Source organism: uncultured Formosa sp., from assembly GCF_947500765.1.
Classification (GTDB): domain Bacteria; phylum Bacteroidota; class Bacteroidia; order Flavobacteriales; family Flavobacteriaceae; genus Formosa.
The window spans coordinates 1-13,856 of record NZ_CANMTH010000016.1 but is presented as its reverse complement, the minus strand read 5'-3'; the positions used below and the strand labels follow the sequence as shown (position 1 = coordinate 13,856).

Annotated in this window: 8 protein-coding genes; all 8 read left to right on the top strand. The window is 31.4% G+C overall.

Features of this window, described 5'->3' with window-relative positions; genetic code table 11:
• The first annotated feature begins 28 nt into the window (after positions 1-28).
• The 8 genes from Q1B05_RS17695 (at position 29) to Q1B05_RS17660 (ending at position 13,683) form a co-directional block, all read left to right on the top strand.
• Positions 29-1,507 carry a sodium:solute symporter family protein gene (locus Q1B05_RS17695; RefSeq protein WP_299782627.1) on the top strand — a complete coding sequence of 493 codons (1,479 nt, stop codon included), beginning with the start codon at positions 29-31 and terminating at the stop codon, positions 1,505-1,507.
• A gap of 10 nt (positions 1,508-1,517) precedes the next feature.
• Positions 1,518-2,675, top strand: a complete 1,158-nt coding sequence (locus Q1B05_RS17690) for an amidohydrolase family protein (protein ID WP_299782625.1) — start codon at positions 1,518-1,520, stop codon at positions 2,673-2,675.
• Positions 2,676-3,319: 644 nt separating this feature from the next.
• A complete protein-coding gene (locus Q1B05_RS17685; protein WP_299782623.1) occupies positions 3,320-6,373 on the top strand; it encodes a TonB-dependent receptor in 3,054 nt (1,017 codons plus the stop codon).
• 11 nt (positions 6,374-6,384) lie between these two features.
• Positions 6,385-7,884, top strand: coding sequence for a RagB/SusD family nutrient uptake outer membrane protein (locus Q1B05_RS17680; RefSeq protein WP_299782621.1), 1,500 nt, complete (start codon positions 6,385-6,387; stop codon positions 7,882-7,884).
• A gap of 154 nt (positions 7,885-8,038) precedes the next feature.
• Positions 8,039-9,394, top strand: coding sequence for an aryl-sulfate sulfotransferase (locus tag Q1B05_RS17675; RefSeq protein WP_299782618.1), 1,356 nt, complete (start codon positions 8,039-8,041; stop codon positions 9,392-9,394).
• A 21-nt stretch (positions 9,395-9,415) separates the two neighbouring features.
• Positions 9,416-10,654: a chromate efflux transporter gene (gene chrA, locus Q1B05_RS17670; protein ID WP_299782616.1), complete on the top strand. Its 1,239-nt coding sequence runs from the start codon at positions 9,416-9,418 to the stop codon at positions 10,652-10,654.
• A gap of 4 nt (positions 10,655-10,658) precedes the next feature.
• A complete protein-coding gene (locus Q1B05_RS17665) occupies positions 10,659-11,684 on the top strand; it encodes a sulfotransferase (RefSeq protein WP_299782614.1) in 1,026 nt (341 codons plus the stop codon).
• 79 nt (positions 11,685-11,763) lie between these two features.
• Complete coding sequence (locus Q1B05_RS17660) at positions 11,764-13,683, top strand: beta-N-acetylhexosaminidase (RefSeq protein WP_299782612.1); 1,920 nt, start codon at positions 11,764-11,766, stop codon at positions 13,681-13,683.
• The last annotated feature ends 173 nt before the right edge of the window (positions 13,684-13,856 follow it).

Below are 13,856 nucleotides of genomic sequence, written 5' to 3'. Positions count from 1 at the left end.
TACTATTTCATTTAACTCATAAAATTATATGCAGCTTCTAGATTGGATTGTTCTCTCAATATATTTTTTAATTCTGTTATCAATAGGGCTTTGGGCTTATACAAAAGTTAAGAATTCTGCCGATTTTTATACCGCAGGAGGGAAGCTGCCTTGGTGGTTATCTGGTATTTCACATCATGTATCTGGATATAGTGGAGCTGTATTTGTTGCCTATGCAGGGATTGCCTATACACATGGGTTTACTTTATATGTTTGGTGGGCTTTCACCGTATCTATTGCAACACTATTAGCTGCTTTTTTTATAGCTCCAAGATGGGTAAGATTACGCCAGTTTGCAAATATACAATCGCCAACAGAATATTTACTTATTCGCTATAATCTTAAAACACAACAAATAATTGCTTGGATTGGGACTCTAATTAAAGTGTTTGATACTGGAGGGAAATTAGCTGCGATTGCAATATTACTAAATGTGTTTAGTGGAGCTTCTATAACTTTAGGCATTTTATTAGTAGGTTTTGTATCTCTTATTTATATCACTATAGGTGGTTTATGGGCAGATGTTTGGAATGATTTTTCTCAATTTATAGTGCAAATTATAGCAGGGATAACAATGTTTGCAATTATTTTAATGAATACAAATGAAGGTGTAGAAAGCTTAATAACCATGTGGGATAAACTTCCTGAAGGACACTCAAAACTATTTAATGATCCGTATACTATAAGCTTTGCTTTTGCCATGTTATTAATTAATTTTTTCAGTTATAGTGGCGGCACTTGGAATCTTGCAACACGGTTTATCTCATCGTCGTCTCCAACGGTTGCGAAAAAGGCAGGTGTTTTATCTGCTATATTATATCTTATTTGGCCATTAATTTTGCTTTACCCCATGTTTGCTGCGCCTTTGTTTTTAGACAATCTTTCCGATCCAACTTTATCTTATGGTCTTATGGCGAAAAAATATTTACCAACGGGTTTACTTGGTTTGGTATTGGCCTCTATGTTTGCTAATACACTTTCTATGACGGCCTCAGATTCGAATACGGTTTCGTCAGTAATATGTAGAGATATTTTACCAAATCTCTCGTCAAAATTTAAAAATTTATCTCGTAAAAAAGAATTAAAGCTAGCAAGAACAACAACTTTCTGTTTTACTTTACTTACAATTTTAGTTGCCTTGAATGCAAGTAAATTTGGAGGTATTTTTGGATTAATTGTTACATGGTTTGCTGCATTATTGGGACCAATTTCAATCCCCGTTATATTAGGACTTCTACCTATATTTAAGAGAAGTGGTAGTGTTGCTGCTATAGGATCTATTATTGGTGGTTTAATTGTTTTTATTATTCTAAAAATTGTCAATCAAGACTCTTTAGCTTTAGAAATGGGAGGGCCAATTCTTGCGTCTTTATGCCTTTATGTCTTATTAGGTTTTATAACTAAAGAACGTGTGTCTTTAGAAGTAAAGGAATTATATTTAAACTTAAGAGGAAATCAAAAGTCTTAAAATACAGAAGATGATATTTAACGCATTAGATTATAGAACAGATAAGCCTATTCAAGTAGAGGTTAAAGATGATAAAATATATAAAATTTTAGATGGTAACGAAAGTTTAGATGGCAATTATTATATTGCTCCTGGTTTAACAGATATCCAGTTGAATGGTTTTAAAGGAATCGATTTAAATCAGTTGGGTTTAAAGTGTTCTGATCTTAAAAGGCTGACTGAAATTCTTTTTAAAAAAGGAGTTACAACTTACTATCCTACTATAATAACAAATTCAGAAGAAGCTATAAGTACTTTGTTAAATGTAGTTGCAATGGCTTGTGAAAAATATCCAGAGGTTGATGCATGTATTGGAGGGATACATCTTGAAGGTCCTTTTCTATCCAGAGAAGATGGCCCAAGAGGTGCTCATGCTAAAAAATATATACAGGCACCTAATTGGGATTTGTTTTCTCATTGGCAAAAAGTAGCTAAAGGACGGATTAAAATAATTACAATTTCTCCAGAATGGCCAGAATCTTGCGAGTTTATAAAACGTTGTGTAAATTCTGGAATAGTAGTTTCTATTGGGCATACCGCAGCAAATCCCGAACAAATTAACAAGGCCATTAATGCAGGAGCAAGTATGTCTACACATTTAGGTAACGGGTGTCATGCTATGTTACCTCGCCATATTAATTATATTTACGAGCAACTGGCTTCAGAATCTCTTTGGTCTACCGTTATTGCAGATGGTTTTCATATTCCGGATTCACTTCTGAAAATTTTTATAAAAACAAAGCCAAGTCAAACAATATTAATTAGTGATGCAACTTCTTTTGCAGATCTCCCTAGCGGATCTTATTCTGGACATATAGGTGGTGATGTAGAATTGGATTCTAATGGTAAATTATTTGTGAAAAATAATCCTAATTTACTTGCCGGTTCTGCCAAATCTTTACTTTGGGGTGTTAATCAATTGGTTTTAAAAAATATAGTGTCTTTACAAGAAGCTTGGGATATGGCCTCTTTAAAACCAGTAGAATTCTTGCAGAGTAAAGTAACTCATTGTTTAAACGAAGGATGTTCTGCCGATTTTGTTATTTTAAAAAAGGAAAATAATAAGTTAGAGATTATACAAACTATAAAATCTGGTAATATCGTATTTTCTAAAACAGATGAGCTTTAAAAAAGGAAAATCGATAAAGAGAATTTATCAGATATATTTTAAAGTTTCAGATGTTAGTATCAATTAAATAGGGAGATATTTTTTATAAGAGTTAAGACTCTCATATTTCATACGGCAAAGATTATATATTTTACTTATTAATGTTAATGTGTTTTAAATTAGTCTAGACTAATTATTAAAGCATTTACTCTTTTTACTATAAGTTATTAATTCTTTTTTTTAATAAAATAATCAACTACAGCTCAGATTTGTTTTTCATCATAATTATAGTCTTCTCTTACCTTCTTTATAATCTTCTTATACCATTTTGATAAGAGCCCTGAAGAAATTATTCTTCTAGATTTTAAGTCGATATAAATAACTCTCAATAGGTGTGTGGGATGGTATTTAATTGATTTCTGATTGATTAATCTCTGGATTTTGTATCCATTAAAAATGACATTTGTTTAAAATGATAAAAATTTAATGTAAATCTTAAATTAGTGAGTTTTTGTTGAGTTTATGCGGGTTATTATTGATATGTCGTCGTATTTTGCCGAATAATTACCACTCTATATAGTGTTTATGCCATAATATTGTAAAGGCATATTACTCATGAAATGACTATATGTGATTTATTAACCTTTTAAACGTACATCTTTTATATGAAAAAAACATTATTTAAAATTATTTGCGTGCTTATATTTGGGCTAGTCCTTCCTGTTCAAGCCCAAGAGAAAAATATAGAAGGCACTTTAGTCGACACAGAAGGAAATCCGCTCCCAGGAGCAACAATAACTATTAAAGGCACTTCTAAAGGTGTCGTGTCAGATTTTGATGGAAACTTCTCTACTAGTATATCTCAGGGTGGTACACTTGTTTTTTCTTTTTTAGGGTATTCTAAAAAAGAAATTAAAATAAATTCACAAACAAGTTTAAGGGTTGTTTTAGAAGCAGAACTTAACGAGTTAGATGAAACTATTATTATTGGATATGGAAGTGTTCGTAAAGAAGACTTAACCGGTTCGGTTGCTGTTATCAATGAAAAAAGTTTTAATAAAGGACCTGCGGTAGGAGTAGAAAACTTAATACAAGGTAGAGCTTCTGGGGTTCAAATATCAACCACAAGTTCAGAGCCAGGTGCCGATATGTTAGTTAGAATTAGAGGTAATAATTCTGTTAACAGTAACAATAACCCTTTATATGTTGTAGATGGATTTCCAATGGAATCTTTATCTAACAGTATTAATCCTGCAGATATTGCGAGTGTAAGTATATTAAAAGATGCTTCTGCAACAGCAATATATGGAACAAGGGGAGCGAATGGAGTTGTAATTATTACGACTAAACGTGGTAAAAAAGGAAAATCTTCGGTAACATACACGGGCAGTTATTCCATTCAAAATGCAAATATAGATGCGTATGATTTTATTAATTCTGCAGATTACGCGACACTTCAAAATGAAATAGATGTTGCAAATGGAATTGCGCCTTATTATACAGATGAGGCTATAGCAAGAATAGAAGAACTTGGTTTGCAAACCAATTGGTTAGATGAAGCTTTTGAAACGGGATATACCTCTGAACACCAGATCGCTGTTAGCGGTGGTAACGATGATACTAAAATGTTCTTTAGTTTAGGAGCTTATTCTTGGGATGGTGTTGTTAGAAATACATCTTTCGATCGTTATAATATACGTTTAAATGCAGATCAAGATTTGTTAGACGATAGAATAAAAGTAGGAGTTAATACATCCTTTTCAGCAACAGAGAGTGATTTTCTTGGATTTTCTGCAAACTCGTTACAAGACAATATTCTAAGAGGTATTTTTCAAACCAGCCCACTAACACCAACTTACGAAGTTTACGATGCATTATCTATAGAAGATAAGGCCTTGATTTTTGGAGATTCATCTCCTACAGATCCGTTAGAAACCATGGAGATTATGGATAATAGTGGAACTAATTATTTTGTGTTGGCTAATGCTTTCTTAGAAGCTAAAATTTTTAAAGATTTTACCTTTAAAACACAAGGAGGAGCAAGAATAGTTAATCAAAAAATAAGTCAATTTTTACCTTCAACGTCAAGTATTGTTGCATCATCTTTAGATCCGGGATCTGCAAGACAAAGTCATTTACTATATAAATATTACACCTATTCAAATTTATTAAGTTACGATAAATTAATTGGTAAACACAGTATAAATGCTGTGGCAGGATATACACATGAATGGAGTAGTGAAGAATATTTCTCAGCTGGTTCTAGTGATTTTACAACAGATGCTTTAGGCTATTATAGCTTACAAAGTGGAGCAACAATTTTAACTCCGTCTTCTTATATCGCCGAGAGTGAATTAGCCTCGTATTTGGCTAGAATGAATTACATTTTTGATGATAGATATCTTCTTACTTTAACTTATAGAAGAGATGGCTCTTCTAAATTTGGTGAAGGTAATAAATGGGGAGATTTCCCCGCAGCTGCATTAGCATGGAATGTACATAACGAAGACTTTTTTAAAAGTAATTTAATTTCTCAGTTAAAGTTAAGAACAAGTGTAGGTATTACAGGTAACGATAGATTTGGAGTTGGATTAGGTCAAAGTACATTTTCTCCTTCAGCTTCTGTAACTACAGATGGTTCAACTTTATCCATTGGGACTATATCTTCCCGTGTTGGAAATGAAGATTTGAAATGGGAAGAAACTAAAAAGTTTGATTTAGCTCTTGAAGTTGGCTTCTTCGATAACGATTTAACAATGGAATTAGGATATTACAAGAACAATACAACTAATTTATTATTAGATAAAACCATTGCGCCTTCTAATGGTATAGAATCAATTTTAACCAATGCAGGAGAAGTCGAAAATAAAGGTTTCGAAATCGGATTAAACTATAATAAGAGGTTTGATAATGGATTTAGTTGGACATCAAATCTTAATTTCTCTCAAAACGAAAATACCGTTGTAAGTCTTGAATTAATAGAAGGTACAGATTTCTTACCAGGAGAAGAAGCAAGAATAGATGGTAATGTAAGTGGTTCGTATTCTGTTCTAAAAGAAGGCCTTCCTGTAGGAACAATCTATGGTTATAGATATTTAGGGATTTTACAACAAGGTGAAACATCTTCAACACAACCTACAGCGCAAGCAGGAGATCCATTGTTTAAAGATATTAATGGTGATGGGCAAATTACAGGAGAAGATAAAGAATTAATTGGTAATGGTTATGCTAAATATAATGCAGGTTTTAGTAATACATTCGGTTATAAAAATATTACGCTTTCAGTATTTCTAACAGGTGTTTTCGATGTCGATAAACTAAATGGAAATAATGTTATCGGATATCAATATAACACTCTAGATATAGCTAAAGAACGATGGACTCCTACAAATCAGGATGGTACTTTACCACAAGATTTGTGGCAAGGAGATAGATGGGTAAACGATTATTTTGTTGAAGATGCTTCTTATATAAGACTTAAAAATGTAAGTCTCGCTTATGATTTTAATAAAGAAGTCTTAGATAAAATCGGATTAGCAACACTGCAGTTAAGTTTAACAGGTACAAATTTAGCAACTTGGAACGATTATTCTGGTTTCGATCCAGAAGTAAATTCTACAAGATCTAGCGGTACAAACCTTAATACAGGTGCAGGGTTAGATGCATATTCTTATCCGTATCAAAGATCTTTTTCACTTGGAGTTAAAGTAGGAATTTAAATCAAAAAATTATGATAGAAAAGAAATTAATAAGAGTAACAACGTACTGCATGTTTTTTATATGTTTAGTTACATTAAATTCATGTAGTGATGATTTAGAGGAAGAACTTAAGGGACAATTATCTGAATCTAATATAAGTACAGAAAGTGATGCTACAGCATTAATAGATGGTATTTATAACGGATTATTAGCTGGAGGATGGGATTATTATGCCTCAGGAGTATTGGCTAGAGCTACAGATGGTATTACTGATGTTTTTATATTAAATGATTCTAAATATAGACCTCTAGAAACTTACGACTGGAGTGACGAAGATATTTCAGCAGATTTATGGGCAAGTATTTATACCGTTGTCGATAGAGCAAATTGGGCTATCCTTTTAATAGAAGGTATCGATGAAACGGCTTTTAAAGATGTTTCTAGAGAACAGCTTATTGCTGAAGCAAAATTTTTAAGAGGATTAGCATATTACGATCTTACGGGCTTGTTTGGATCTGTGCCTTTAAAATTAGAACCTACACAATCTGATGAAGTAGGTTTAGCACGTACAGATTTAGAAGCTGTGTATGTACAAATAGAAGCCGATTTTGAATATGCTTCTACGTATTTACCTGGTAAATCTTATACACCAGGAAAAGCGTCTAAAGGCGCTGCATATGGTCTTTTAGCTAAAACACAATTAAGACAACTTAAATGGGAAGAAGCAGGTGCAAATATTGATAACTTAATTGCTCTTGGCGACTATAATTTATTTACTGAAAGTAATTTTTTAGAACTGTTTTATGAATCGAATGTTTTAGATGACGAATTTATTTTTTCAGTCATGTCTTTAGGAGAATCGTACAGTACAGCTTCTAATCACCATTTAAAATTCTTTACTCCTTGGGGGTACGATACAGGATGGGCTACAGTAGGTCTTCCAGTAGGAATATATAATGAAATAGAATCTGAAGACGAACGTAACGAAGTATATTTTGAAGAATATCCATATTTATATGGAGGAGCAATAAAGAATGCTATAGATGATTTTGGTTTTGCTATTAATAGAAAATTTGGAAGTTATAACCGAGATGTTACAGCACCAGGAACAGGATATGTTGCTTACCAAAATTATGGGATTTCTAAAATGAGTGTACCAGTTTTACGTTATTCAGATGTGTTATTATTAAAAGCAGAAATAGAAAATGAATTAAACGGACCTAATACAGATGCTTATAATGCGATAAATCAGGTTAGAAATAGATCCGGATTGGCTAACCTTACAGAAGGTTTAAGTTCTGCAGACTTTAAAGCCGCTGTACTTAAAGAACGTGCCATTGAATTGGCAGGAGAAGGACAGCGAAAAGACGATTTAATAAGACAAGGTGTATTTGTGTCTACTTTAAATCAATATGCATTAGATCAAGGATATTCTGTTACCATTACAAAAGATTATCAATTGATGCCTATACCACGTACCGAATTAGATTTAAATCCAAATATGGAACCAAATCCATCTAATAATTTTTAAAATAATAAGATTTGGTCTTTTGTAATATTAGACCAAATCTTCTAATCTTATTTATATGCGGAAACTCCTACTTGTTTTCTTTATTATTTTTCAATCGTGCAGTCAAATATCGAATAGATTCGCTCCAAAAATCGGAGTCATTGAAATTAATTCAGTGAAAGATAATGCGCTTAAAATAAAAATAGATGTAGAAACTTCTGAAGGTGCAGATGCCTATATACAATATTGGACGTACACAAATACAGCGCAAACAGATTCAGTTATTTCTTATTCTCTTATTTCAAGAGAAAAAAATTTACACCATTTCATGTTGGTCGACGTGAATTTAAATACCAAGTATAATTTTAATGTTGTAGTACAGAAAAAATCATTAAAAAGAAATAGTAAAACATATGATTTTTCTACCACAAGAAAAATACCATGGGTGCCTTATTATAGAAATACAGATAGCATTTCTAATGTTAAGTTCGATGGGTATCTTCATTTTCATTCAAGACAAATTCCAGGGTATTTGTTTATTACAAATGGTGAAGGAAAATTAGCATCTTACTATAAAAATGAAGACAATTTTAAAGTGTCTAAATGGACGAACAGGGAAACGTTATTAGGAATTTTAAGCAACGATACGTTACATTTTACTAATGGGAAAAAAATTATTGAATATGATAAGTTTGGCAACACTTTGTTAGAGATTGAAACAGGTAAAGATAATATTGAACACTCGTTTCATCATGAAGTAGATTTAGATGAAAATGGTAATGTGATGACCTTAGTCTATAATGAGAGAATCATGGACTTGTCTGCTGTTGGTGGTACAAAAACAGACACTATAAAAGGAGATGGTATTCTCGTTTTAAATCATAAAAAAGAAGTGGTTTGGGAATGGTCTGTATTCGATGTTATGAATCCGCTAGATGATAAAACGATTCTTAAAAGTAAAAAAGATTGGTTGCATGCAAATTCCTTATTCAAAGATAAACAAGGAGATTATTATGTTTCGTTTCGGAATATTAGTCAGATTTGGAAAATTAATGGAAAAACGGGTAAATTAATTTGGAAACTAGGAGGTACAGATGGTGATTTTATAATGCCAGAAGATGCCGTGTTTTCAGGACAACATAATATAAGAATTAACGAAAATAATGAGTTGGTTTTATTAGATAATGGAAACTTAAGGTTTAAACCCGGTTTCAAACAAGCTTCTAACCGCATTAAAATGTTAGATATTAATGCGGGTTCACAATCACGATTGTTAACCATTTCATTAGATACAATTCAAATGAAGGCAAAAGCTAAAGATATCGTTCCTTTTCCAAAAAAATATTTTACTCACTCTCAGGGAAGTGCAGAGTATATTAATGATAGTCTAGTTGTTTTTTGTAGTACAAATACAAATAGAATTGTGTTTACTAATAAAAACGGAAACGTTTTAGGGAATATGCCATTAGAGTATTCTACGTATAGAGTTCAGTATTTAAAAGCACTATACGATACTAGTTATGTTAAATAATTCATGTTTTAAAAATCACAAATGATAAAATCAGATACTAACTACATTCCCTCTAAAGATGTGACTTTGTCATTCTTGTTTTGGTCATTTATAAAAATTGGTGCAACATCATTTGGAGGGTTTATGGCTTTAATATCTGTAGTTCAGAAAGAGCTTGTTAAAAAGAAACCTGTAATAGAAGACCATATTTTATTAGACGCTATTTCGCTAGCATCTGTATTACCAGGGCCAATGGCTTTTAATGTTATTGCTTATTTAGGGTATTCGTTAAAAGGTATAAAAGGCGCTTTAGTAAGTATGCTTGGTATTTTGTTGCCATCATTTGTGTTCATGATTATACTGTCATTCTTATATCTAGAATATGGTCAGGTAGATATGTTAAATGATTTTTTTAAAGGTGTTTTACCAGCTGTATCTGCAATAATTGTAGCGGTTGCTTTTAACATGTTTAAAAAGCATATTAAAGATTATAAACAAGTTGTTATTTGCATTGCTGCGATAGCTGTGATCCTGTTAATTAAGTCCATTTTTATTACAGTCATAATTATTTCAGTAAGTGGTGTTTTAGGAATATTAATTTATAAAAAGGGAATATCGCCTGATAATATTCTTGTAAACCCTAAAATAAAAAGCAAAAAAACTTTATTATATTTCTCTTTAAGTATTGTGTTATTGTCTGTTGTAGTTGGTGTTTTGTTTCCGTTAATAACAACAGGAAACGCTCATAAAATGGCAATTATTAATAAAGAATTAATGGTCACGTTTTCGAGTATAAGTGTGACGTTATTTGGAGGTGGCTATGTTATTATTCCGGCTATGCAAGAAATTATTGTGCATGGTTTGCATTGGTTGTCAAAAAAAGAATTTGCAGATGCCATTGCTTTAGGTCAGCTAACTCCTGGTCCTATCTTTATTAGTGCCACGTTTATCGGGTATAAAGTTGGTGGGTTTCTAGGGGCTGTTACAGCTACACTAGCTGTTTTTGTTCCTCCAGCATTTATTATGATTATTTTTTCTGAATTTTTAAATAAAATAAAAAACACACCCATAGTTAAAGCCGCTTTTAAAGGGTTAAGACCAGCTGTTATTGGTATGATTCTAGCAGCGGCATTCACCATTAGTAAAAGTTATCCCATTAATTATTTTTCTGTTTTAACCTTTATAATAGTATTAATAGCATCAATTAAATTTAAAATAGATGTCATTTATTTAATTCCTATTTCAGGAATTTCTGGAATGCTGTTTTACAACTTTTTTTAATTATATGATAAAAAATAAAGCAATACAAATTATAGGCACACAGCGATCTGGATCTAATTTGTTACGGGTCATGCTAAATCAAATTCAAGAGATAGATGCGCCTCATCCGCCTCATATTCTTCAGCGATTTTATCCTTTATTATCAAAATATGGAGATTTAAATGATGAATTAAATTTTTTAAGATTGATTGATGATATCTGTAAATTAATAGAGAGTAATCCCGTACCATGGGAAGGTTTAAAATTAGATAGCAATAGTGTTAAACAGCAATGTAAATCGAACACATTATTAGAAATTTTTAGAGTAATATATAGTTTAAAAGCGACACATTCTAAAGCGTCTTATTGGTGTTGTAAAAGTATGTCTAATATAAATTACGTCGAACAATTTGAAGCGTCTGGGATACAACCCTTATATATTCATTTATATCGTGATGGAAGAGATGTCGCACTTTCTTTTAAAAAAGCAATTGTTGGTCCGAAGCATATTTATCATTTAGCAAATAAATGGAAAGCAGAACAAGATTTATGTTTAAAGTTGAAAAGGACCATACATTCTAGTCGGTTTTTTTCTATCTGTTATGAAGATCTTATCGAGCATCCCGAAGCTGTATTAAATCAGTTATGCCTTTTTTTAAAGATTCCATTTAACAATGCTATGCTTACGTATTACAATTCAGATGAATCTAAAAAAACAGCTTCATCAGGAAAAATGTGGAAAAATATTTCTCATCCTATTTTAAAACATAATTCCAATAAATTTTTGAATGAAATGAATGCAGATGATTTGTTATTGTTTGAAAGCATTTCAGGATCAACATTAACAATGCTTAATTATAAGTTGTATGCTAATGGTATATATAAATCAATTTCTAAGAAGGATATTGAAACATATCATGTAGAAAATGAATTATTAAAACAACAAGCGGTCTTAAATGCAGATAAAAAAGACATGTCTAGAAAAAAAGTACAACTACAATTATTAAAAGACATAGCAAATAGAGAGATTCATCAATTTGCTAACGTATAAATACATGACAATAATATTTAAAAAAATGAATATAAAAATATTAGTAATAACAATCATTCTTTGTGTTACAAGCTCAAAAATGATAGCTCAATTAAATTTAATTCCTTATCCAAATAATGTAGACATACATAAGGATACTTTAAAACTAAAACGATTAAACGTAAAATATAACTTGGCTTTAAAAAATGAATTTAATGAGCTAAGCAAATTAATAAAGGAATCTGGTTTAAGTGTGACAGAATCTAAGACAATCGACTATAACGTAGAGTTAATATTAGACGATAATACCATGCCTATTTGTGGAAATGAAGGTTATTTATTAGACATTACTAAAAATAAAATAAGTATTACTGCAGCAAAATCTGCAGGAATATTTTTTGGAATTCAAACGCTTAGACAATTAAAAATCGAAACTTCTAAAGGCGTGATTTCATTTCCTAGTGTTTCAATACAAGATAATCCACAGTTTAAATGGCGTGCATTTATGTTGGATGAATCACGACATTTTAAAGGAAAAGAGGTTGTTTACGATATGTTAGACCAAATGTCTTTATTGAAAATGAATGTGTTTCATTGGCATTTAACAGACGATCAAGGTTGGAGAATTGAAATAAAAAAATATCCATTATTAACTGAGATTGGTAGCTATAGAAAAGATACACAAATTAATGGTGTAAAAAGTGATAAACGAACAGGAGAACCGCATTCTGGTTTTTATACTCAAGAAGAAATAAAAGAGGTTATTGCTTATGCAGAAAAAAAACACATCACTATCATTCCCGAAATAGAAATGCCAGGACATGCCACGGCTGCTATTGCGTCATATCCTTGGTTGGGAACTTTAGATAAACTTATAGATGTGTCTGAGACATTTGGAATTTTACCTAATATTTTTAATGTGACAGATCCAGCAGTAAACACATTTCTAGAAAATGTATTGCAAGAAGTCATTGATTTGTTTCCGAGTAAAATTGTACATATTGGAGGTGACGAGGTTAAGTTTGGACAATGGAAAGAGAGCGAAATGGTAACCAATTGGATGGAAGATCATAATATTAGTTCATACCCAGATATACAAATAGCATTTACAAATAGAATGTCTAAATTTATTGAAAGTAAAGGTTACAGAATGATGGGGTGGAATGATATTTTAGGTGAAAATTTACATCATTATAATGTAGAAGAGGGTAAGAAAGAGAACAACGAAAAGTTAGCCCAAAGTGCTATAATTCATTTTTGGAAAGGTAGTCAAGAATTAATGATATCTGCACTTGAAAAAGGTCATGAAGTTGTGAATTCTCAGCATAATTATACTTATTTGGATTATGATTATAATTCAATATCGCTTGAAAAAGCCTATAGTTTTTCGCCTATTCCAAAAGGAATTGATAAAAATATGGAATCTCAAATTTTAGGTTTAGGATGCCAAATGTGGAGCGAGTGGATTCCCACACAAGAAGATTTATACAGACAAGTATTCCCTAGAATAGCTGCTTATGCAGAGGTAGGGTGGACTAAAACAGAACACAAAGACTTTAGAAGGTTTAAAACTAATCTTGAAACTGTAAAACAAAATTGGGAAAGCACTGCTTATTACTCTAAAAATATTAAAAACGATGATTCCGTAAATGTAACTTTTAGTGTCGATATGTCTGACTCTCCTTATTTAAAAGACTTAGAAGGTGGACGCGAAATGTTAACACTTTCAGGAACCTTTAAAAATGTAAATACAGGAGCAGAAGAATATTGGCATGCTGATAGTGTAAGCTTAACAGATTCAGATTATAATGGAATTTATACAGGTACGAAATTGGTGCCTAAGAATAGTACTCTTTCTTTTCTTTTATTAAAATCTCCAGATGGTAGTTGGGATAATCATATTAAAATTTTATCGACTAAGTCTTGTGAAAACTTAACATCAGAAAAAAATTATAATATATCCGTATCCTCAGAAGATATTCAAGTTGCATTTAAAGCAGGAGATTGTTTAGAATTATAATATTTAGAAAATTATAATAAAGTCACAATTCTCTCAAAAAACTACTCCTTAATTAACTTTAATATTTACCCATGACCCGTATAGTAGATCCCCCTGTTAAATCAAATACCAACACCATCGCCATAGCGATTATAGCTGGTTTATTTTTCATATTCGGTTTTGTAACTTGGATA

What these genes read in the sequence shown, in the direction of transcription:
- Q1B05_RS17690 (WP_299782625.1), top strand. Translation starts at nt 1,518, where the DNA reads ATGATATTTAACGCATTAGATTATAGAACAGATAAGCCTATTCAAGTA.
- chrA (WP_299782616.1), top strand. Translation starts at nt 9,416, where the DNA reads ATGATAAAATCAGATACTAACTACATTCCCTCTAAAGATGTGACTTTG.
- Q1B05_RS17685 (WP_299782623.1), top strand. Translation starts at nt 3,320, where the DNA reads ATGAAAAAAACATTATTTAAAATTATTTGCGTGCTTATATTTGGGCTA.
- Q1B05_RS17660 (WP_299782612.1), top strand. Translation starts at nt 11,764, where the DNA reads ATGATAGCTCAATTAAATTTAATTCCTTATCCAAATAATGTAGACATA.
- Q1B05_RS17680 (WP_299782621.1), top strand. Translation starts at nt 6,385, where the DNA reads ATGATAGAAAAGAAATTAATAAGAGTAACAACGTACTGCATGTTTTTT.
- Q1B05_RS17695 (WP_299782627.1), top strand. Translation starts at nt 29, where the DNA reads ATGCAGCTTCTAGATTGGATTGTTCTCTCAATATATTTTTTAATTCTG.
- Q1B05_RS17665 (WP_299782614.1), top strand. Translation starts at nt 10,659, where the DNA reads ATGATAAAAAATAAAGCAATACAAATTATAGGCACACAGCGATCTGGA.